17 protein-coding genes are annotated in these 22,018 nt (G+C 67.7%); 8 read left to right on the top strand and 9 right to left on the bottom strand.

Annotated elements, in window-relative coordinates; translation table 11 throughout:
• The first annotated feature begins 221 nt into the window (after positions 1 to 221).
• Entirely contained in the window at positions 222 to 4,433 is a 4,212-nt protein-coding gene (locus tag FG99_RS28960; RefSeq protein WP_043273622.1) for a sensor domain-containing protein, read from the top strand.
• A 257-nt stretch (positions 4,434 to 4,690) separates the two neighbouring features.
• Positions 4,691 to 5,944, top strand: a complete 1,254-nt coding sequence (glyA, locus tag FG99_RS28955; RefSeq protein ID WP_043273620.1) for a serine hydroxymethyltransferase — start codon at positions 4,691 to 4,693, stop codon at positions 5,942 to 5,944.
• Between the two features lie 376 nt (positions 5,945 to 6,320).
• Here the strand turns inward: glyA and FG99_RS28950 are convergent, their stop codons facing one another.
• On the bottom strand, positions 6,321 to 6,788 hold the full coding sequence (locus FG99_RS28950) for a SecDF P1 head subdomain-containing protein (protein ID WP_043273619.1): 468 nt from the start codon (positions 6,786 to 6,788) through the stop codon (positions 6,321 to 6,323).
• A 330-nt stretch (positions 6,789 to 7,118) separates the two neighbouring features.
• Between FG99_RS28950 and FG99_RS28945 the strand changes: the two genes are divergently transcribed.
• The 3 genes from FG99_RS28945 to FG99_RS28935 all read left to right on the top strand — a co-directional run bounded on the left by FG99_RS28945 (position 7,119) and on the right by FG99_RS28935 (position 10,197).
• Complete coding sequence (locus tag FG99_RS28945; protein WP_043273618.1) at positions 7,119 to 8,414, top strand: NCS2 family permease; 1,296 nt, start codon at positions 7,119 to 7,121, stop codon at positions 8,412 to 8,414.
• Between the two features lie 120 nt (positions 8,415 to 8,534).
• Complete coding sequence (gene trmA / locus FG99_RS28940; RefSeq protein WP_043273617.1) at positions 8,535 to 9,629, top strand: tRNA (uridine(54)-C5)-methyltransferase TrmA; 1,095 nt, start codon at positions 8,535 to 8,537, stop codon at positions 9,627 to 9,629.
• A 73-nt stretch (positions 9,630 to 9,702) separates the two neighbouring features.
• Positions 9,703 to 10,197: a DUF4136 domain-containing protein gene (locus FG99_RS28935; RefSeq protein WP_043273616.1), complete on the top strand. Its 495-nt coding sequence runs from the start codon at positions 9,703 to 9,705 to the stop codon at positions 10,195 to 10,197.
• Positions 10,198 to 10,210: 13 nt separating this feature from the next.
• Here FG99_RS28935 and FG99_RS28930 read toward each other — a convergent pair whose 3' ends face one another.
• The 3 genes from FG99_RS28930 to FG99_RS28920 all read right to left on the bottom strand — a co-directional run bounded on the left by FG99_RS28930 (position 10,211) and on the right by FG99_RS28920 (position 11,574).
• Positions 10,211 to 10,513: a DUF1883 domain-containing protein gene (locus FG99_RS28930; RefSeq protein ID WP_043273615.1), complete on the bottom strand. Its 303-nt coding sequence runs from the start codon at positions 10,511 to 10,513 to the stop codon at positions 10,211 to 10,213.
• An 86-nt stretch (positions 10,514 to 10,599) separates the two neighbouring features.
• Positions 10,600 to 10,950 carry a hypothetical protein gene (locus tag FG99_RS28925; protein ID WP_009617495.1) on the bottom strand — a complete coding sequence of 117 codons (351 nt, stop codon included), beginning with the start codon at positions 10,948 to 10,950 and terminating at the stop codon, positions 10,600 to 10,602.
• A 156-nt stretch (positions 10,951 to 11,106) separates the two neighbouring features.
• Positions 11,107 to 11,574, bottom strand: coding sequence for a DUF4345 family protein (locus FG99_RS28920; protein ID WP_009617493.1), 468 nt, complete (start codon positions 11,572 to 11,574; stop codon positions 11,107 to 11,109).
• A gap of 173 nt (positions 11,575 to 11,747) precedes the next feature.
• Here FG99_RS28920 and FG99_RS28915 point away from each other — a divergent pair, with 173 nt between their 5' ends.
• Entirely contained in the window at positions 11,748 to 12,182 is a 435-nt protein-coding gene (locus tag FG99_RS28915; RefSeq protein ID WP_043273613.1) for a DUF411 domain-containing protein, read from the top strand.
• Positions 12,183 to 12,504: 322 nt separating this feature from the next.
• On the opposite strand, the gene alaC is transcribed toward FG99_RS28915, so the two are convergent.
• Positions 12,505 to 13,728, bottom strand: a complete 1,224-nt coding sequence (alaC, locus tag FG99_RS28910) for an alanine transaminase (RefSeq protein WP_043273611.1) — start codon at positions 13,726 to 13,728, stop codon at positions 12,505 to 12,507.
• A gap of 141 nt (positions 13,729 to 13,869) precedes the next feature.
• On the opposite strand from alaC, the gene FG99_RS28905 reads away from it, so the two are divergent.
• Both FG99_RS28905 and FG99_RS28900 read left to right on the top strand, forming a co-directional pair.
• Positions 13,870 to 14,742, top strand: coding sequence for a PhzF family phenazine biosynthesis protein (locus FG99_RS28905; RefSeq protein ID WP_043273609.1), 873 nt, complete (start codon positions 13,870 to 13,872; stop codon positions 14,740 to 14,742).
• A gap of 67 nt (positions 14,743 to 14,809) precedes the next feature.
• On the top strand, positions 14,810 to 15,706 hold the full coding sequence (locus FG99_RS28900; protein WP_043273607.1) for a KPN_02809 family neutral zinc metallopeptidase: 897 nt from the start codon (positions 14,810 to 14,812) through the stop codon (positions 15,704 to 15,706).
• A gap of 364 nt (positions 15,707 to 16,070) precedes the next feature.
• Here the strand turns inward: FG99_RS28900 and FG99_RS28895 are convergent, their stop codons facing one another.
• From FG99_RS28895 to FG99_RS28880, 4 genes are all read right to left on the bottom strand, one after another.
• On the bottom strand, positions 16,071 to 16,511 hold the full coding sequence (locus FG99_RS28895) for a response regulator (RefSeq protein ID WP_169720925.1): 441 nt from the start codon (positions 16,509 to 16,511) through the stop codon (positions 16,071 to 16,073).
• A 116-nt stretch (positions 16,512 to 16,627) separates the two neighbouring features.
• Complete coding sequence (locus FG99_RS28890; protein WP_009617481.1) at positions 16,628 to 18,001, bottom strand: DUF1329 domain-containing protein; 1,374 nt, start codon at positions 17,999 to 18,001, stop codon at positions 16,628 to 16,630.
• 112 nt (positions 18,002 to 18,113) lie between these two features.
• Positions 18,114 to 19,991: a DUF1302 domain-containing protein gene (locus FG99_RS28885; RefSeq protein WP_043273606.1), complete on the bottom strand. Its 1,878-nt coding sequence runs from the start codon at positions 19,989 to 19,991 to the stop codon at positions 18,114 to 18,116.
• A gap of 200 nt (positions 19,992 to 20,191) precedes the next feature.
• Positions 20,192 to 21,874, bottom strand: a complete 1,683-nt coding sequence (locus FG99_RS28880; RefSeq protein ID WP_009617479.1) for a fatty acid--CoA ligase — start codon at positions 21,872 to 21,874, stop codon at positions 20,192 to 20,194.
• Positions 21,875 to 22,018 lie beyond the last annotated feature (144 nt).

The following is a 22,018-nucleotide window of genomic DNA, read 5'->3' as shown; positions in this document are numbered from 1 at the left end:
CTCCGGGCGCGACCATTGGCCGCGGGCGACCGGCGAGAACGGCGACGGCAGGGCCGGACTCGCGGAAACAGGGCGCAGCGTTCAACGCGCGCGTGCGGCAAAGCTACCGGAATGGACCGTGAAGGGCAAACGACGCTCGTCGGCGATACTGGCACTTGGCCCTGCTTCCGGGCATGCTACTGCGCGCCGAACCCCGTCGCCCCGTTCCAGGTAGCCGCTCCTTGTCCAGACCTCCCCGCCCTCCGGCCAGCCTGGCCCGGCCTGAACGGCTGGCCATCAGGAGCGCCCTGCTGCTGGTGCCGCTGATGCTCGGCCTGCTGCTCTGGCAACTGGGCCAGGAATACTTCGGCCAGGCGCGGCTGGAGCGCGAGCGCGTGGTGCACCAGAGCCAGGAACTGGCGCACCAGCTGTCCCTGGCCCTGGAACTCAAGGCCCTGGCCGCGCGCAGCCTGGCGCTGCAACGCCTGGGCCGCGGCGAGGAACCGGCGCTGCTGCTCGACGACCTGCGCCAGGTCTACCCCGCCCTGCGCAGCCTGGCCTGGTACGCGGCCAGCGGCGCCAAGCAACTGGACAGCGCGCCGGACAGCGGCGACGACGCCTTCATCGCCGGCCTGCGTCAGCGCGCCGGCGCCAGCTCCTTCCACTACGCCTACAGCGACGCCGATGGCGGCCACTTCTACCTGCTGCTGCGCCTCCAGGATGCCGGCGACCCCTTCGCCGTGCTCCGCCTGGACGCCGCCGAGGCGCGCCGGCAATGGACCGGACGCATCCTGGACGGCGGCCACGCCTGGGTGCTGGAAGATGAGGTCGGCCACCCGATCCTGGCCGCGCCCGACGAGCCGACCGACGCCGCGCCGGAAAGCGTCGAAGCGCCGGCGCTGAAGGTCGCCAACAGCGACTGGCAGGTCCGCCCGCTGGTCGATGCGCCCGTCCTGCAGCCCAGGCTGCCGCCGCGCCTGCTCGGCGAGCTGGGCCTGCTGCTGTTGCTGGCCGGCATCAGCTGCGCCGCCCTGCTGCGCCTGCAACGCGAACAACAGAGCCTGCGCGCGCAGACCGCCGATTCGCAGTCGCGCCTGCGCCAGGCCGCCCAGGCCCTGGCGGCGGTGGACGAGCGGGTGCTGGTGACCAGCGCCGACGGCCGCCTGGTCTACCTCAACCCGCCGGCGGAGCGGCTGCTGGGCGTGAGCGCCGAAGACGCCCCGCAGCACCATCTCGCCCGCCTGCTGCCGGAGTTGGAACGGCAAAGCGGCGAAGGCCAGCCATCGGGCACCCAGCACGTCACCCTGGAACGCAACGGCCGCCGCCGGCGCTATACCGTCAGCCGCCATCCGCTGGAGGAATCCCCGCCGGGCGAGGCGCCCGGCTGGGTGCTGCGCGGCCAGCAGGCGCCGGGCGGGCACGTCTGGGTGCTGCGCGACGTCACCGAGGAGCAGCGCTCGCTGCAGGTGCTGGAAGAAACCCGGCGACGCTACCAGGACATCTTCGACGGCGTCGGCGTGGCGCTCTGCGTGCTCGACCTCTCGGACCTGCAGCGCTTCTTCACCGACAACGGCCTGCGCGAGCCGGGCCGCCTGGAGGCCTGGCTGGATCGCCGCGAGGAACACTGGCCGCAGCTGCTGCGGCTGATCCGCATCAGCGAGGTCAACGAGGTGGCGCGCCGGCTGCTCGGTGTGGAGAGCGGCGAGCAGGCCTGGCGGCGCCTGATCAGCGACAGCCCGCGGCGCCCCGGCAGCGCCCGCGCGCGCATCATCGAGGCGATCCTCTGCGGCACCGGCCCCATCGAGCAGGAAGTCGCCATCCGCACCGGCCAGGGCGAGTTGCGCCACTTCTGGCTGCAGCTGCGCATCCCCGAGCACCTGCCGGACTACCGCGCGGTCACCCTGAGCCTGTCCGACATCAGCAGCCGCAAGCAGGTCGAGCTATCGCTGATCGAGCGCGAGAAGTTCTGGTCCGACGCCGTGCGCGCGGTGCCCGACACCCTCTACATCCACGACATCACCGCGCGCCGGGTGATCTTCAGCAACCACCACCTGGGCAGCCAGCTGGGCTACGGCAAGGACGAGCTGCAGCAGATGGGCGAGCGCTTCTGGGAATGCCTGCTGCACCCGGACGACGTCGAGTACTACTGGCGCGTGCGCAACCTGCAACAGGTAATCGGCGACAACCTGCTGCTCGACAGCCTGCTGCGCTGGCGCCACCGCGACGGCAGCTGGCACTGGTTCGACATCCGCGAGCAGGCCTTCAGCCGCGACGCCGACGGCCGCGTGGCGCGCCTGATCGGCGTGGCCAAGGACATCACCGACACGGTGGAGGCGAACAACTCGCTGCGCGAGAGCAGCCGCCGCTACCAGATGCTGGCGGAAAGCATCAGCGACGTGATCCTCACCACCGACGCCCAGTTGAACATCGACTACATCAGCCCGTCGATCGAGCAGACCTTCGGCTACAGCCCGGCCTGGCTGCTGCACAACGACCTGCAGCAGATCGCCGCCAACCCGGCGCAGCTGGGGCGCCTGCACGACCTGCTGGAGCGCGTGCGCGACGCCATAGGCGCGCCGCGCCGGCTGGCCGCCCTGCGCGAATCCAGCGCGGTGCACCTGTTCACCTTCGACTGCCTGCGCGCCGACGGCCGCAAGGTCCCGGTGGAGCTGCGCATCGCCCTGATGTGGGACGACAACGGGCGCTTCGTCGGCCTGCTCGGCGTGGCCCGCGACATCAGCCAGCAGCGCCGCGCCGAGCGCGAGATGCGCATGGCCGCCACCGTGTTCGAGCATTCCACCGCGGCCATCATGGTCACCGACCCGGCCGGCTACATCGTCCAGGTCAACGACTCCTTCTCGCGCCTGACCGGCTACAGCGCCGCCGAGGTGCTCGACCAGCAGCCGCGCCTGCTCACCGCCGACCAGCAGGAGGCCAACCAGCTCAAGCACGTGCTCGACAGCCTGCAGCGCAGCGGCAGCTGGGAGGGCGAGATCCTGCAGAAGCGCAAGAGCGGCGAGCTGTACCCGTCCTGGGTGGGCATCACCGCGGTGCAGGACGAGGAAGGCGACCTGGTCAGCTTCGTCTGCTTCTTCAGCGACATCAGCGAGCGCAAGGCCAGCGAACGGCGCATCCACCGCCTGGCCTACTACGACGCCCTCACCCACCTGCCCAACCGCACGCTGTTCCAGGACCGCCTGCACACCGCGCTGATGCAGGCCGAGCGGCACCGCCAGTGGGTGGTGCTGATGTTCCTCGACCTCGACCGCTTCAAGCCGATCAACGACTCCCTCGGCCACGCCGCGGGCGACCGCATGCTCAAGGAAGTGGCCGAGCGCCTGAACCAGTGCGTCAGCGACAACGACACCGTGGCGCGCATGGGCGGCGACGAGTTCACCCTGCTGCTGCCAGGCCTGGAGGACCGCGAACGCGCCCTCAAGCGCGCCATCCAGGTGGCCGAGCGCATCCTCGCCAGCCTCGCCCGGCCCTTCACCCTGGAAGGCCGCGAGTTCTTCGTCACCGCCAGCATCGGCGTGGCCCTGTCGCCGCAGGACGGCGCCGAGCTGAGCCAGTTGATGAAGAACGCCGACACCGCCATGTACCACGCCAAGGAAGTGGGCAAGAACAACTTCCAGTTCTACCAGGCCGAGATGAACGCCCGCGCCCTGGAGCGCCTGGAGCTGGAAAGCGACCTGCGCCGCGCCATCGAGCAGGACGAATTCGTCCTGCACTACCAGCCGCAGTTCACCGGCGACGGCCGCCGCCTCACCGGCGCCGAGGCCCTGCTGCGCTGGCAGCACCCCACGCGCGGGCTGATCGCGCCCGCCGAGTTCATCCCGGTGCTGGAGGAACTGGGGCTGATCGCCCAGGTCGGCGACTGGCTGCTGGCCGAGGCCTGCCGGCAGATCCGCATCTGGCACCGCGACAAGGTGCGGGTGCCCAAGGTCTCGGTGAACCTCTCGGCGCGGCAGTTCGCCGATGGCCAACTGGGCACGCGCATCGCCGGCATCCTCATGGAAACCGGCATCCCGCCGGCCTGCCTGGAACTGGAGCTGACCGAAAGCATCCTGATGAGCGACGTGTCCGAGGCCATGCACATCCTCTCCGGCCTCAAGCGCCTGGGCCTGGCCATCGCGGTGGACGACTTCGGCACCGGCTACTCGTCGCTGAACTACCTCAAGCAGTTCCCCATCGACGTGCTGAAGATCGACCGCAGCTTCGTCGACGGCCTGCCCCACGGCGAGCAGGACGCACAGATCGCCCGCGCCATCATCGCCATGGCCCACAGCCTGAACCTGATGGTGATCGCCGAGGGCGTGGAGAGCCAGGCGCAGCTGGACTTCCTGCGCGAGCACGGCTGCGACGAGGTGCAGGGCTTCCTGTTCGGCCGGCCGATGACCGCCGAGCAGTTCGCCGCGCTGTTCTCCAGCAATGCGCTGTTCCTGCTCGGCTAGCGCCAGGATTCCCCTGTACGGGCAGGCACGGCTTCTCGTAGGAGCACTTCGGCGTAGTCGGCAAGACAGTCACCATGCCCCCGGCGCCACCTGTAGGAGCGCGCCCTGCGCGCGAATCGCGGGCAGGGCCCGCTCCTACAGCGCTCCCCCCGCGTGAACCCCGCTTATCCGCCACATGACCGCCTTTCATATGCCAGCGCGCGCGCCCTGGGTTAGAATGCGCCCCTTTCCCAGCACCGATCCTTATGAGGACCGCCATGTTCAGCCGTGATTTGACCCTCGCCCGCTACGATGCCGAACTCTTCGCCGCGATGGAGCAGGAAGCCCAGCGCCAGGAAGAGCACATCGAGCTCATCGCCTCCGAGAACTACACCAGCCCGGCGGTGATGGAAGCCCAGGGTAGCGTGCTGACCAACAAATACGCCGAAGGCTACCCGGGCAAGCGCTACTACGGCGGTTGCGAGTACGTCGACGTGGTCGAGCAGCTTGCGATTGACAGAGCCAAGCAGTTGTTCGGCGCCGACTACGCCAACGTCCAGCCGCACTCCGGCTCCCAGGCCAACGCCGCGGTCTACATGGCCCTGCTGAACGCCGGCGACACCGTGCTGGGCATGAGCCTGGCCCACGGCGGCCACCTGACCCACGGCGCCAGCGTCAGCTTCTCCGGCAAGATTTACAACGCCGTGCAGTACGGCATCGACGGCAACGGCCTGATCGACTACGACGAAGTCGAGCGCCTGGCCGTGGAGCACAAGCCGAAGATGATCATCGCCGGCTTCTCCGCCTACTCGCAGATCCTCGACTTCCCGCGCTTCCGCGCCATCGCCGACAAGGTGGGCGCCTACCTGTTCGTCGACATGGCCCACGTGGCCGGCCTGGTCGCCGCCGGTATCTACCCGAACCCGGTGCCCTTCGCCGACGTCGTCACCACCACCACCCACAAGACCCTGCGCGGCCCGCGCGGCGGCCTGATCCTGGCGCGCAAGAACGAAGAGCTGGAGAAGAAGCTGAACTCCGCGGTCTTCCCGGGCGGCCAGGGCGGCCCGCTGGAGCACGTCATCGCCGCCAAGGCCGTGTGCTTCAAGGAAGCCCTGCAGCCCGAGTTCAAGGCCTACCAGGAACAAGTGGTGAAGAACGCCCAGACCATGGCCCAGGTGTTCATCGAGAACGGCTACGACGTGGTTTCCGGCGGCACCCAGAACCACCTGTTCCTGCTCAGCCTGATCAAGCAGGACATCACCGGCAAGGACGCGGATGCTGCCCTGGGCCGCGCCTTCATCACCGTGAACAAGAACAGCGTGCCGAACGACCCGCGCTCGCCCTTCGTCACCTCGGGCCTGCGCATCGGCACCCCGGCCGTGACCACCCGCGGCTTCAAGGAAGACGAGTGCCGCCAACTGGCCGGCTGGATCTGCGAGATCCTCGCCAACCTGGGCGACGAAGCCGTAGAAGGCCGCGTGCGCGAGCAGGTCAAGGCCCTGTGCGCCCAGTTCCCGGTGTATGGCAAGTAAGCCATAGCCGAGAACGACGAAAAGCCCGGCATTTGCCGGGCTTTTTGTTTTCGCTTTTTTGTAGGAGCGAGGGGGACGCCTAGTTCTTGCTCGCGAGGGTGCCTCCCGGCCATTGAGGTGCGACAGATCGACTCCGCTCCCTCTCCCCAGCCCTCTCCCTGAAGGGAGAGGGGGCTTGTCCGTGCCGAGAAATGGCGTGGTTTCAGCCGGCAATCTCTGTGCTAGCCGGCTGATTCCAGAACATCAGCGTCTGCCCAACGGTCCCCTCTCCCTTCAGGGAGAGGGTTAGGGAGAGGGCGCTCTTCGGGATGAACACCAGGCCCCCGCCGGCAAACGCCGTTCGCGAGCAAGCTCGCTCCTACGAAAAGCCGCCCCCTCAAGGCCGCGCCGGCACATCCCGCAGCCCATTGAGCTGCCGCGCCAGCACCTCCGCCTCGGCCTGGCTGTCGAAGCCCTCCAGCATCACCCGGCCGTCGCGCACCGGCTCGGATACCTGCGGCAGCATGCGCAACTGGCCGTCGATCACCACCGCCAGGGCCTTGCCCCGCTGCTTTTCGGTCAGTTGCGCCAGGCGCTTGCTGGCGTCGGGGGCGAAGGTCACCAGCACGCCGGGGCGGCCGCCGTTGCCCAGCACCACCTCGGCGCGCTGCACGTCGCGCTGGGTGAGTTCGGCGCGGGCGATGACCAGCACCGCCTGGCCCTGCGGGTCGGCCAGGGTGCGCGTGCTGGCGGTGGGCTTGTCGGCGGTGGCGTGGATGTCGAAGCTGTGCTGCGGCAGGACTGGCGGCGCGCCGGCGCAGGCGCCCAGCAGGGCGAGGAGGCAGAGCGGAATCAGGCGTTTCATGGGTCGACGATGGGGTCAGGCAACAAGGGAATCGGGCCGAATGCCGGTTGGACAACGGCGCGCGCCGGTCATTGCGTACCGGCCGGCGCATGATAACGCCGATGGCGGCCCGGCAGGCGTGGCCGAAGTCAACGAAGGGGCTGGCGCGGGCCCTGCGCTGGCAGTGACGGCCCCGGCCAACTAGGCTCGTCGTGGGGCCGGTCGACGGGCTCGATACCCGCGTTTCCGGCGAGCTGCTATCATGCCCGCCTTTTTTGCCCAGGCCGCGCAAGACGGCCAATCCTGACCGACCGGTCGAGCCGACAAGACGCCCAAACACGGGAGCACGACATGCTGGAAAAGCTGTTCCAACTCAAGGCGCACAATACCAACGTACGCACCGAGATCCTGGCGGGGATCACCACCTTCCTGACCATGGCCTACATCCTCTTCGTCAACCCGAGCATCCTCGGCGAGACCGGCATGGACAAGGGCGCGGTGTTCGTCGCCACCTGCCTGGCCGCAGCCATCGGCTCGTCGATCATGGGCCTGATCGCCAACTACCCCATCGCCCTCGCCCCGGGCATGGGCCTGAACGCCTTCTTCACCTATACCGTGGTGCTGCACATGGGCCACACCTGGCAGGTGGCGCTCGGCGCGGTGTTCCTCTCGGCGTGCATGTTCTTCGTCATTTCGATCTTCCGTATCCGCGAATGGATCATCAACAGCATCCCGCTGGCCCTGCGCTCGGCCATCGCCGCCGGCATCGGCCTGTTCCTGGCGCTGATCGCGCTCAAGGAATCGGGCATAGTCATCGCCAACCCGGCCACCCTGGTGGGCATGGGCGACCTGGCCAGGCCCGAGCCGCTGCTGGCCATCCTCGGCTTCATCCTCATCGTCGCCCTGGAAGCCCGCCGCGTGACCGGCGCGGTGATGATCGGCATCCTGGTGGTGACCTTCGTCGCCATCGCCCTGGGCGTGACCCAGTTCGGCGGCGTGGTGTCGATGCCGCCGTCGCTGGCGCCGACCTTCCTCCAGCTGGACATCAAGGGCGCCCTGGACATCGGCCTGACCAGCGTGATCTTCGCCTTCCTCTTCGTCGACCTGTTCGACAACTCCGGCACCCTGATCGGCGTGGCCAAGCGCGCCGGGCTGATGGGCAAGGACGGGCACATGCCGAAGATGGGCCGCGCGCTGATCGCCGACAGCACCGCGGCCATGTTCGGCTCGCTGCTGGGCACCTCCACCACCACCAGCTACATCGAGTCGGCCGCGGGCGTTTCCGCCGGCGGGCGCACCGGCCTGACCGCCATCGTAGTCGCCATCCTGTTCCTCCTGGCGCTGTTCTTCGCCCCGCTGGCGGGCAACGTCCCGGCCTTCGCCACCGCGCCGGCGCTGTTCTTCGTCGCCGTACTGATGGCCTCGGGCCTGGCCGAGATCGACTGGGACGACCTGACCGTCGCCGCGCCGGTGGTGGTCACCGCCCTGGCCATGCCGCTGACCTTCTCCATCGCCAACGGCATCGCCTTCGGCTTCATCACCTGGACCGCCTGCAAGCTGCTGTCCGGCCGCTTCCGCGAACTGAACTGGGCGCTGGTGATCCTCTCGGTGCTGTTCGTCATCAAGCTGGGCTGGTACAACGCCTGACCGATAGCGATACCCGTGCAGCATGGGTATCGCTTCGCTCCACCCATCCCGCGAGTCGCCTGCAGGATGGGTCGGGCGCAACGAAACCCATCGCCCGCCACCGCGCAGCAAGAGTTCCCCATGAGCAGTCCCCGTTTCGACCCCGCCACCTACGACACCCAACTGGCCGACAAGGCCACGCGCCTGCGCGAGCTGCTGGCGCCCTTCGCCGCGCCCGAGCCGCAGGTGTTCGACTCGCCCCGCGAGCACTACCGCCTGCGCGCCGAGTTCCGCCTGTGGCGCGATGCCGGGACCGAAAGCCGGCACTATGCGATGTTCGAGCAGGGCGACAAGCACACGCCCATCTACATCGAGCAGTTCCCCATCGCCAGCCAGCGTATCAACGAACTGATGCCGCGCCTGAAGGCCGCCTGGGCCGAGCGCGCCCTGGGCCACAAGCTGTTCCAGGTGGAATTCCTCACCACCCTGACGGGCGACGCGCTCATCACCCTCTGCTACCACCGCCCCATCGACGACGCCTGGCAGGCCGCCGCGCAGAAGCTGGCCGCCGAGCTGGGCGTGAGCATCGTCGGGCGCTCGCGCGGCAAGCGCCTGGTGGTCGGCCGCGACTATGTCGAGGAAGCACTGCAGGTGGCCGGGCGGACCTTCCGCTACCGCCAGCCGGAAGGCGCCTTCACCCAGCCCAACGGCGCGGTCTGCCAGAAGATGCTGAACTGGGCCTACGAGGCCCTCGGCCAGCGCGACGACGACCTGCTGGAGCTGTACTGCGGCAACGGCAACTTCACCCTGCCGCTGGCCACCCGGGTGCGCAAGGTGCTGGCCACCGAGATCAGCAAGACCTCGGTGAACGCCGCCCTGGCCAACCTGGCCGACAACGCCGTGGATAACGTCACCCTGGTGCGCCTGTCCGCCGAGGAGCTGACCCAGGCGCTGAACGAGGTGCGCCCCTTCCGCCGCCTGGCCGACGTCGACCTGAAGGGCTACGACTTCGGCAGCGTGTTCGTCGACCCGCCGCGCGCCGGCATGGACCCGGACACCTGCGAGCTGACCCGCCGCTTCGAGCGCATCCTCTATATCTCCTGCAACCCGGAGACCCTGGCGCAGAACATCGCCCAACTGCACGACACCCACCAGGTGACGCGCTGCGCGCTGTTCGACCAGTTCCCCTATACCCATCACATGGAAGCGGGCGTGCTACTGGAACGCCGCGGCTAACCCAACCTGGGTTGGGCGGCGCGCACCGCGTCGCCGGCTAGGCTGCTGTGGATAACCACAAGAGAGCCTCGCCATGCACCGCTTCCTGCTTCCCCTGCTCGCCCTGTTGCTGGCCGCCTGCGCCGGCAGCGACCCGGCCAAAGTCACGGTCTCCCCGGCCGCCGATGGCCACCAGGGCAGCTTCTCCATCCAGGCGGTACGCGCCCCCGGCCATCGCCTGGACCTGGAGGAGCGCTTCGACGCCGCCCTGCGCCGCGCCCTGGAAGCCAAGGGCTACCGCTTCCAGGCGCAGAATGGCGAATTGCGGGTGCTCTATGCATTGGGCCTGGAGCGCCAGACCGGGGTGATCCAGCGCCCGGTGGCGACCCAGGAAGGCGTGGTGAACCAGACGCAGATCGCCGATTCCGACCTGGCGCGGCTGGTCATGCGCATCGTCGACGAACGCAGCCGCGAAGTGCTCTACGAAGCGCAGCTGAGCAGCCAGCTACAGGACCCGAACCTGAGCCAGGAGGCTTTCGACAAGGCATTGGCGAAGCTGCTGGAGGATTTCCCGGCGCACCGCCCCTGAGGCGGCTCAGCTCTCAGCTATAGCTGGAAGGAGTCTTGCGCACGAACTTGATGCTGTAGCTGAAGTCCGGCTTGCGGGTGACGCTGATGGCGCGGCGGGTGACGGTGTCCAGGGTGACGTTCCAGAACCCGGTGCTGGGCACCCGGATGCGCGCCGGGAAGCGCTCGAAGGCACCGCCGTGGTAGGCGTGGCGCGCGCCGTTCTTGAAGCTGCGGAAGTTGGCGTCGGTCATCAGGCGGATATTGCAGGTGCGCGAGCATTCGATGACCACGAGGTCGCCCTCGTTGAGGTGTTCGCGCTTGTGGATGAATTTCATGTTGCGGGCCTGCGGGTGACGGTCGAACGGGGCGCAACGATAGCACGGAAGCCGGCGCCGCCCCAGCGGCGCCGGGCGGATGCGCGTCAGTTCGCGGCGCGCAGGCGGATACCGTCGGCCTCCACGCGCTGCCCCACCTGGAACTCGGCGTTGGGCGAACGCACGCTGCGCTGGCTGCCGTCCTCCGCCTGCACCACGTAGGCCTTCTGGCTGGCGCCGCTGGCCTGTTGCACGCCGCTGCCGGCCAGCCAGCCGATGCCGGCCCCCGCCAGCGCGCCGAAGGGCCCGCCCAGGGCGCCGCCGATCAGCACCCCACTGCCCGCGCCGAAACCGCCGCCGACCGTGTTGTCCGGCCGTTCAGCCACCACCTGGTCCGCCTGCGCCACCGCGCAGGACAACAGCACCACACCCATTGCACACAGGCTCGCTACTTTCATGATCGCTCCATTGGCGTTTGAAGGTAGCCAAGCCATTACAGCAAGCGTGCCAGCCCCCGAGGGCCCATGGATCAAGGGTTGGCGCGATGAAGGAGTCTAAATGACATCATCCGGCGGAGTCATCCTGACTCGCCGCAGAGTCATTCGGACCTTGTTTCAGAGCCCTTCGAAGTCGGCGTCGCGCACCTTCTCCACCGGCGCCTCCGGCAGCGGTTCGGCCGGCTCCGGCTCGCGCCGGCCGCGCTCCAGCCAGTACAGGGCGAAGATCGCCAGCAGCGACACGCTGCCGCGGTAGACCAGGCCGTAGAGGGTGGCGTCGGTGTCGATGCCCAGGCCCGAGGACCAGGCGATGAGCAGCCGCGACAGGGTCAGGGTGAGCTGCACCAGCACCACCAGGATCAGCCCGGCGCGCAGCAGCTCGCGGCGGCGCAGGGCGAACAGCAGGAACAGCGCCAGGGCGAACTGGTGGCCGCCGTAGAACACCTGGGCGTCGCTGACCGACTCCGGTTCCATCAGCAGCATGCCGCTGAGGTTGGCCATCTCGTAGGGGCGCACCCAGTACAGCAGGCCCAGGCCGGCCCACACCAGGGCCTGTAGCAGCAAGACGAAGCGGGCGAAGAGCATCCTGTTCCTCCTGGGGCCCGTCAGCCCTCGGCAAAATGAAGATGGATAAAGGACACAGACCTTGCTCGGCACGCCGAGTTCGCCGGCGGCGTCATAAGCTGATACAGAGCAGGGACGGGCACCGCCGTCCCTGAGAGTATGCTCCACGGATTTCGTTCTGACAGGAGCTTCCCATGCGCCGCATCCTCCTTCTCGCCGCCCTCCTCGCCGGCACCGCCCAGGCCGCCGAGCCGCTGACCATCGACGTGCACCGCGACGTCAACTGCGGCTGCTGCAAGGACTGGATCAAGCACCTGCCGGCCAACGGCTTCACGGTCAACGACCACGTCGAGGCGGACATGAGCGCGGTGAAGACGCGCCTGGGCGTGCCCTACACCATGGGCTCGTGCCACACCGGGGTGATCGACGGCAAGTTCGTCGAAGGCCACGTGCCAGCCAGCGAAGTGCTCAAGCTGCGCGAGCGCGCCGACCTGGTGGGCGCGGCGGTGCCGGGGATGCCCATGGGCTCGCCGGGGATGGAGATGGGTGGGCGTTACGATGCCTACCAGGTGCTGGGGTTGGGCAAGGATGGGAAGGCGGTGGTGTTGGCGGATTATCCGGGGCGTTGAGGGTTGGTTTTTTGTCAGGGCGTGGAGCATTCCTGCTGTTATGGAGTCAGGGATCGGCTCCGCTCCCTCTCCCTAACCCTCTCCCTGAAGGGAGAGGGGACCGTTGGGCAGAGCTTGATGTTGTGGCGTTAGCCGGCAGCCTCGTGGCTTCCGGCTGGAGCCAATTCCCTCTCGGCACGGACTAGCCCCCTCTCCCTTCAGGGCGGGGCGCGTAGCCGAGGGCTGGGGAGAGGGCGCTCTTAGGCCCCCCACCAAGCCCTTCCGCCCCTCCCCCACAAACAAAAAGGGGCGACCAACCGGCCGCCCCTTCTTCATTCCCGCCTTATTCAGCCACCTTGGCCTTCGGCAACACCCCATCTGCCCGGAACATCGCCTTGATCCCCCGCACCGCCTGGCGCAAGCGATCACGGTTCTCGATCAACGCAAAGCGCACATGGTCGTCGCCATAGTCACCAAAGCCGATACCCGGCGACACCGACACCTTGGCATCCTTCAACAGCTTCTTGGCGAACTCCAGCGAGCCCAGGTGCGCATAGGGCTCGGGAATCTTCGCCCAGACGTACATCGACGCCTTGGGGTTCTCGACCATCCAGCCGGCCTCGTGCAGGCCCTTCACCAGCACGTCGCGGCGCGCCTGGTACTGGCTGGCGATGTCGCGCACGCACTGCTGGTCGCCTTCCAGGGCGGCGATGGCGGCTACCTGCAGCGGGGTGAAGGTGCCGTAGTCGTGGTAGCTCTTGATCCGCGCCAGCGCCGAGACCAGCTCCGGGTTGCCGACCATGAAGCCGATGCGCCAGCCGGCCATGTTGTAGCTCTTGGACAGGGTGAAGAACTCCACCGCGATGTCCTTGGCCCCCGGCACCTGCATGATCGACGGCGCCTCCCAGCCGTCGAAGACGATGTCGGCGTAGGCCAGGTCGTGCACCACCAGCACGTCGTACTGCCTGGCCAGGGCCACCACGCGCTCGAAGAAGTCCAGCTCCACGCACTGCGCGGTCGGGTTGGAGGGGAAGCCGAGGATCATCATCTTCGGCTTGGGGATCGACTCGCGGATCGCCCGCTCCAGCTCGTTGAAGAAGTCGATGCCCGGCACCAGCGGCACCGAGCGCACCTGGGCGCCGGCGATCACCGCGCCGTAGATGTGGATGGGGTAGCTGGGGTTGGGCACCAGGATGTTGTCGCCGTGGTCCAGGGTGGCCAGCATCAGGTGTGCCAGGCCTTCCTTGGAGCCGATGGTGACGATGGCCTCGGTTTCCGGGTCGATGTCCACCGCGTAGCGCTCCCTGTACCAGTGCGAGATCGCCCGGCGCAGGCGCGGAATGCCGCGGGAGGTGGAGTAGCCGTGGGTGTCTTCGCGCTGGGCGACCTGCACCAGCTTCTCGACGATGTGCGGCGGGGTGGCGCCGTCGGGGTTGCCCATAGACAGATCGATGATGTCCTCGCCACGGCGGCGGGCGGCCATCTTCAGTTCGGCGGTGATGTTGAAGACGTAGGGCGGGAGACGGTCGATACGCGCGAAACGGCGTGCTGAACGGGGTTCAGTCATGATTTCCTCGGTGAACGTAAGCGCCCGGAACCGTCCGAGCGACGCCGGCCACTGCGGTGGCCTGAAAAGCTGGGCTTTTCTTGTCGGCGAACATATCCGCCGCTAGGCTCGCTGTCGAGCCCTACTTTCCACGGGAACACCATGTCCTTTCTGCATTACTGGCAACTCGACGTGTTCGCCGACCGCCCGCTGGCCGGCAACGGCCTGGCGGTGTTCGCCGACGCGCGCGGCCTGGCCGACGCCACGCTGCAGGCGCTGACCCAGGAGCTGCGCCAGTTCGAGAGCATCTTCCTGTTCCCCAGCGCCGAGCTGGACACCTACGCCGCGCGCATCTTCACTCCCGAGGAAGAACTGCCCTTCGCCGGCCACCCGCTGCTGGGCGCCGCCGCGCTGCTGCACCACATCCACCAGCGCGGCGAACAGGAGCACTGGACGCTGCAGCTGGCGACCAGGGACGTGAACCTCACCACTCGCCGCCACGGTCAAGGTTTCATCGCGCAGATGAACCAGGGCCAGGCGCAGTTCGGCGCCGTGCTCGACGCGGAGGAACGTCGCTGGTTCGCCGAAGCCTTCTCGCTGAACGCGGGCGACCTCGCCGACTACCCGGCGCAGGTGACCAGCACCGGCCTGCCCTACGTGCTGCTGCCGGTGCGCAGCGAGGCTCTCGGGCGCATCCGTCAGTGCGCCGAGTTCACCGCACAACTGGCCGAGCGCCTGGCCGCCCTGGGCGCGGCCTTCGTCTTCCTGCTGGATGTGGATAACCGCGAGGGCCGCACCTGGGACAACGCCGGGCTGGTCGAGGATGTCGCCACCGGCAGCGCCGCCGGCCCGGTCGCCGCCTACCTGGTGGAGCTGGGCAAGGCCCGTCGCGGCGAGACCTTCGAGCTGCACCAGGGCCGCTTCGCCGGTCGCCCCAGCCTGCTGGAGGTGCGCGTCGGCGACGACGACCAGGTGCAGGTGGGCGGCAAGGTGCAGCTGCTGGCCCACGCCCAGTTGCTCTGCGCGCTGGCCTGACGGCCGGCCTGGCGGGTCGGCCGGGCGCCGACGACACTCAATCCACGAACTTTCAGGAGAAGACGCCATGCTCTGGCGCAAAGGACGACGCAGCGACAACGTGGTGGATGCCCGCGACGACAGCGGCGGCGGCATGGGCGGTGGCGGCATGCGCATCGGCGGCCGCGGCCTGAGCCTGGGCGGGGTGGCCATCGTGGTGGTGGTCGGCCTGCTGATGGGCCAGGACCCGATGCAGATCCTCGGCAGCCTGCTCGGCCAGATGGACGCCGGCCAAGCCCCGGCGCGCCCGCAGGTGCAGGGCCGCCCGGCGACCGGCGCCGACCCGCAGGTGGACTTCGTGCGCGCCGTGCTCGGCGACACCGAGGACACCTGGGGGCAGATCTTCGCCCACAGCAACACCCAGTACGAACAGCCCAAGCTGATCCTGTTCAACGGCGGGGTGAACTCGGCCTGCGGCTTCGCCTCCTCGGCGGTGGGCCCGTTCTACTGCCCCGGCGACCACCGGGTGTACCTGGACCTGGGCTTCTTCCGCGAGATGGAGCAGCGCTTCGCCGCCGCCGGCGACTTCGCCCGCGCCTACGTGATCGCCCACGAGGTCGGCCACCACGTGCAGAACCTGCTGGGCATCTCGGCCAAGGTCGAGGCCGCGCGCCGCCGCGGCGCGCCCATGGAGGGCGCCAACGGCCTCTCGGTGCGCCTGGAACTGCAGGCCGACTGCTTCGCCGGCGTATGGGCCAACAAAGCCCAGCAGCGCCTGCAATGGCTGGAGCCGGGCGACATCGAAAGCGCGCTGAACGCCGCCAACGCCATCGGCGACGACCGCCTGCAGAAGCAGTCGCGCGGCACCGTGGTGCCGGACTCCTTCACCCACGGCACCTCGGCGCAGCGCATGCGCTGGTTCAAGCTCGGCTTCGACACGGGCTCGCCGGGCAAGTGCGATACCTTCAAGGCGCAGGCGCTGTAACCAGTACGAAGAGATTCCGCCGCGGGGACATGTTCGCGAGCAAGCTCGCTCCCACGAAAAGCCATGCCCACGCCATTCCCATGTAGGAGCGCGCCCTGCGCGCGAATCGCGGGCAGAGCCCGCTCCTACAGGTAGCCTGGAAGCACGGTCCTCCCCCCGTAGGAGCGGACCTTGTCCGCGATAACCGGCCATCCCGGCGCGGTTCGCGGATGAGATCCGCTCCTACGCCGCCCCACCCGCGCCATTCCCATGTAGGAGCGCGCCCTGCGCGCGATATCGCGGGCAGGGCCCGCTCCTACAGGTAGCCGGGAAAGCGCGGTATTCCTCCCCCCGTAGCGGAGATGGCCAGGGCTATCGGAACGCCTCACAGGCAACGCTTGAGCGTTCGCAGAAACTCCTCCGGCTCCACCGGCTTGAGCAGGAAGTCCAGTACGTTCAGGCGCATCGCCTCGACCACGTCGCGGGCGCGGGTGGTGCCGGAGAGCACGATGATCGGCAGGAAGGTGCCCCGGGCGTGGAGCTGGCGGATCAGCTCCAGGCCGGCGCCCTCGCCTTCCATGCACAGGTCGGTGACCAGCAGGTCGATGGCCGATTCGTCGCGGCCGATACGGCGCAGGGCCTGGGCGCTGTTGCTCGCGGTCAGGCATTGCAGGTCGGCGCTTTCGATCAGCTCGCGCATCTCGGCGAGCACCTGCGGGTCGTCGTCCACCAGCAGCACCGTCGGGGGGCGCTCGGGACGGACGGTGATTTCCAGCAGCGCCTCGATCTCTTCGTCGTCGAGCAGGTTGCGGTACGCGTGAGGCAAGGGCTCACCCATGGCGGCGTTTTGCTGCGAGTATAGCGGCATATCGCCACATCACAGCATCCGTCCGCCCATGAAAAAGCCGGCCCGAAGGCCGGCTCTCAGCAAGGCGACTCGACTTAGCGCACGCCTTCCTGACGCAGCGCTGCGGGGGTGAAGTCGCTTTCAGAGGCGCTGTAGTTGAAGTCGTAGGCGGATTTCTCCTCGTTCTTCAGGCCCAGCACCAGGTAGCGGCTGGAGAGCAGGTCGTACAGGGTTTCCGCGGTGTACCACGGTACCTGGTTGTTGTAGTAGTACTGCGAGAAGGCCTCGGCTACGCGCCACAGGGTGCCGCGGCCGTCGTAGTGGTCGATCTCGGCGGCTTGCCAGGTGTCCTCGTCGATGTAGAAGTCACGCTTGGCATAGATGTGGCGCTCGCCGGCCTTCAGGGTCGCGACCACATGCCAGACGCGGTGCAGCTCGTAGCGGGTCAGGTCCTGGTTGAGGTGGCCGGGCTTGATGATGTCCGCATACTTCAGCTTGGGATCGTCGAGCTTGTAGTTGTTGTACGGGATGTACAGCTCCTGCTTGCCCACCAGCTTCCAGTCGTAGCGGTCCGGCGCGCCGTTGTACATGTCCAGGTTGTCCGAGGTGCGCAGGCCGTCGGCGGCGGTGCCGGGGCCGTCGTAGGACACCTGCGGGGCGCGGCGCACACGGCGCTGGCCGGCGTTGTAGAGCCACGCCAGGCGCGGTTCCTTGACCTGGTCGAGGGTCTCGTGCACCAGCAGCACGTTACCGGCCAGGCGCGCCGGGGCGGTGACCTGCTGCTTGAAGTAGAACAGCACGTTGCTCGGCTTGCTCGGGTCGTAGTCCTTCAGGTCGGTGCGGAACACGAACTCGTCCTGGAAGTACACCAGCGAGTAGCTGCCGTTGACCTGCGGGGTGGCCTGGGTCACCAGACGGCGCACGTGGCCGCCGCGGTAGCGGGTGATGTGGTTCCAGATGACTTCCAGGCCGTTCTGCGGGATCGGGAAGGGGTTGGCGGTCTGGAAGTTCTGCAGGCCGTTGCCACCCTGCACCAGGTTGGTGGCGGTGGCGTTCTTCCTGGTCGCTTCGAGCACCGAGTCAGGCAGGGTGGCGGTGCGGTGCGACGGGTACACCGGCATCTTGTAGGTGTCGGGGTAGCGCTTGAACATGGCCAGTTGGCCGGGGGTCAGCTTGTCCTTGTACTGCTCGACGTTCTGCGCGGTGATGGTGAACAGCGGCTTCTCGCTGGCGAAGGGGTCGGCGAGGAAGCCCTTGCTGTCCACGGCGCCGGCGTTCTTCGGCAGGCCGCCGGTCCAGGCGGGAATGCTGCCGTCGGCGTTGCCGGCCTTCTCGGCGCCGACCGGGGTCAGGGTGGTGCCCAGCTTGGCGGCGTCGGCGGCGGACACCGCAGCCATCACCTGGGTGGCCAGCAGGCTCAGGCCCAGGGCCAGTGCGCCGGTTTGCAGCAGTCTCTTTGTTGTTCTCATTATCGCGTCGTCCTCGATGAGTCGTTACTGCTCGCGCGGCGGCCGCGCCGCCGCGCTCGCGATCTCTGTCTGCTGGCGCCCCGCCCGGGCCCGGGCGGGGCGCGGGTGCCGCTTAGAAGTTCACGCCGAAGCTGAGCGCGACGAAGTCGCGGTCGACCAGGGTGGAGTACTTGCCGTCGAAGTAGTTGGTGTAGGAAAGGCTCGCGGTGTAGGTGTTCATGTAGTCGGCGTCGACGCCCAGGCTGATCGCCTTGCGGCCTTCCTCGAAGTTGCCGCCCGGGCCGGGCGAATAGCCGTCTACGTCGTGGGACCAGGCCACGTTGGGCTTGAGGTTCACCCCGGCGAACACGTCGTTGTAGTCCCAGATGGCGCGCATGCGGTAGCCCCAGGAGTCGGCGGTGGTGAAGCCGTCGTTCTCGCAGTTGCGCGACAGGTTGTTCTTCGGCGCGCTGCCCAGGGTCGAGTTGTTCAGCACCTGGCAGGTGTTCAGGTTGCCGGTCGCCGGGAGCGGGCCGGGACCGAATACCGGGTCGCGGCCGTAGCGCGCCTTGGAGGTGCTTTCCAGGCCGCCGACGTGGGTCCAGCCCACCTCGCCCACCAGGGTCAGACGCTCGGCGCCCATGACCTGGTCGAAGAAGTGGGTGAAGGTGGTCTGCAGCTGGGTGATTTCCTTGCGGCGGTAGCCGTGCAGGTCGGTGTCCGGAACCCCCTCGAGCACCGAAGCGTTGCCGTACACGCCGCCCAGCGGCACCACGCCGGAGAACAGGATGTCGGTGGTGTTCAGCTGCACCGGGGCGTTGGGCCGGTAGCTGATCTCGCCCTGCCAGGCCGTGCCGGTGGGCAGGGTGGTGGAGAAGCTCAGGCCATACAGGTGGATGTCCTCCGGGTACTCGACGAAGTACGAGGAGTTGCCCGCCACCAGCAGCGGGGCGAAGGCTTGCAGCGGGGTGCCGCTGAGGGAGTTGGCCAGGTTGTAGATGGACTGGGAAGCGCCACGGCCGCTGAAGATCGGCAGGCGGCTGTGATAGTTCATGTAGTAGCCGCCGAACTCGGTGTTCAGGGCGTCGGCGTAGTACTTCAGCGACAGGCCGTACTGGCCGCTGTCGCGGGCATCGCGGTCCGGCCCGCGGCGCACCAGGGCGCCCTCGTTGTTGACGTCCACGCCGAACTGCTTGGCCAGCGCCACGTTCCCCGCCCCCAGCGCCTGGGCGTTGGTCAGCACGCGCAGGTTGTCGGTGCAGCCGTCGGCGATCACGTCCGGCTGAGAGAAGAAGGTGCCGCAGTTGTCCACCACCGTCTGGTCCCACTCCAGTTGGTAGAAGCCTTCGGCGGAGAGGTTGTCGGTGAGGTTCTGCGACAGGTAGAACATGTTCACCGGCACCAGGGCTTCCTTGATCTCGGAGCCCGGGCGGCGCAGCGCGGTGACGTCGAACGGGTTGATCGAGTTGATGCCACCCTGGATGAAGGTGCTCTCGCCCCAGTTCACCACCTGCTTGCCCAGGCGCACGTTGCCCGGCAGGTCGGCGATGCTGTACTTGTGGTAGATGAAGGCGTCCAGCAGCTCGGCGCCGGAAGCCTTGGCGGCGGTCTTGCGGCCACTGTCGCTGAGCGGCTTGAACTCGGTGCTCTCGTCCTTCTGCTCGAAGTCGTACCAGTACTTGCCGCGCAGGAACACGCCGGTGTCGCCGTACTTCAGCTCCAGGTCGTGGATGCCCTTGAAGATCTTCGAGAAGGTCTTGCCGGCCTTGTAGTTCAGGTGGCCGTCGTCGGAGGTCTGCGACAGGCCGTGACCGCCGTTGTTGGAACCGATCAGGTTCTTGTCCGGATTCTGCGTCGACCAGCTGGCGCCGACCGACAGGCTGGAGTCGAAGGAACCCTCGATCTCGCCGATGTTGAAGGTGACCGCCGAAGCGGGGGTGGCAAGCGTGGAAGCCAGGCTGACGGCCAGTGGCAAACGAGCCAGGCGCCAGATCTTCTTCATTTGTGTCATCGACGCTACTCCATGTGTGTTTTTTGTTATGAGTGGCAGCGACTATAGCCAGCCCCCCGGCGGGCTTGATCCCTCGAAAGTGTGATTTAGCGCGTCGCTGCGGCAACGAGCCGCAAGCTAGACGGCTCGCAGGAAGGATTAGCAGAGGCCGCGCCTCGTGCCAAGCGCTTGCTCGGGGGACGCAGCCTGTAGGGAAGGGCTTACAGGGCGGAGAGGAATTCGCTGCCGGACTCCTGCCAACGAGCGATATCCACACGGATGCGCTTCTTGTCCAGCTTGCCCACGCTGGTCTTGGGAACTTCAGTAACAACGGCGATCTGCGAAGGAATCGCCCACTTGTTGATGTGGCCCTGTTCGACGAAAGGCTTGAGGTGCTCCTTCAGCCCCTTGGCGTCCAGCTGCTGGCCCTCGAAGAGCACCAGCAGGGCGAACGGGCGCTCGCCCCATTGCGGGTCCGGCACCCCCACCACCGCCACTTCGCGCACCGCCGGGTGACGGCTGATGAGGTCTTCCAGCTCCAGCGAGGACAGCCATTCGCCGCCGGTCTTGATCACGTCCTTGATGCGGTCGCGGATGTCGATGAAGCCCATGCCGTCGAGGGTGGCCACGTCGCCGGTGTGCATCCAGCCGCCGGCCCAGAGTTCCTCGCCCTTCTGCGGCTCGCGGAAGTAGCCCTGGGTCAGCCAGGGCGAACGCAGCACCAGCTCGCCCTGGGACTCGCCGTCGGCCGGCAGCAGTTGGCCGTGCTCGTCCATGATCGCCGCGTCCACCAGCGGCACCGGCACGCCGGCCTTGATCCGGTAGGTGGTGCGTTCGTCCTCGCTGCCGGCCAGGAGTTCATCGTTGAGGTAGGCGCAGGAGATCAGCGGGCAGGTCTCGGACATGCCGTAGGCCGCGGTCAACTGGATGCCGCGGGCCTGGGCCGCCTCGTACAGCGAGCGGGTCAGCGCGCTGCCGCCGATGATGATCTTCCAGCCCTTGAAGTCCACGCCCTGGGCGGCCTTGGCGTTCATCACCATCTGCAGGATGGTCGGCACGCAGTGGGAGAAGGTGACGTTCTCGCGTTTCCACAGCTCGACCAGCAGTTCCGGGTCGTAACGCCCCGGGTACACCTGCTTGATACCGAGCATGGTCGCCACGTAGGGAGTACCCCAGGCGTGCACGTGGAACATCGGCGTGATCGGCATGTACACGTCGCTGTTGCCCATCAGGCGGATGCTGTCCAGGCTGGCGATGGTCGAGGCCATGGCCAGGGTGTGCAGCACCAACTGGCGGTGGGTGAAGTACACGCCCTTGGGGTTACCGGTGGTGCCGGTGGTGTAGAAGGTGGTGGCCACCGAATTCTCGTCGAAGTCGGGGAAGGCGTAGCGCGGGCTGGCCGCGGCCATCAGCGTCTCGTACTCGCCGATGCAGTCGGCCAGTGCGCAGCTCTTGTCGGCGCCATCGGTCAGCAGCAGGGTCTTCTGCACCGTGGTCAGTTGCCCGGCGATGCCCTGGTAGAGCGGCACGAACTCGGCGTTGACCAGCACGAAGCGGTCCTCGGCATGGTTCATGGTGTAGAGGATCTGCTCCGGCGAAAGGCGGATGTTGATGGTGTGCAGCACCGCGCCGATCATCGGGATGGCGAACATCGCCTCCAGGTAGCGATGGCTGTCCCAGTCCATCACCGCCACGGTGTCGCCGGCCTGCACACCGGCCTCGGTGAGCACGTTGGCCAGGCGCGCGACGCGCTCGTTGAAGGTGGCGTAGTTGTAGCGCACCAGGTCGCGGTAGACGATCTCGTGGCTTTTTTCGTAGCGCGCGCCGGACAGCAGCAGGCTCTTGATCAGCAACGGGTACTGGTAGGCATTGCTCGCAGCGGGGAGGAGACGGGTCTTGAGCATGTTCGGCTTACCTGTGGGACCTTCATGGGAGTCGATGCCGGTGACTGTAGAGGCGCAACCATGACCAATCATCCATCCAAAGAGTGATTTGCGGGTGACTCTTTGGCCTGATCGGGTCACGCGCTAGAATCGCCGCCACCCGGT

This window comes from Pseudomonas sp. AAC (assembly GCF_000725445.1).
Lineage (GTDB): Bacteria > Pseudomonadota > Gammaproteobacteria > Pseudomonadales > Pseudomonadaceae > Pseudomonas > Pseudomonas citronellolis.
Note: the sequence above shows the minus strand (reverse complement) of the source record. Positions and strands in the feature narration are given on the sequence as shown.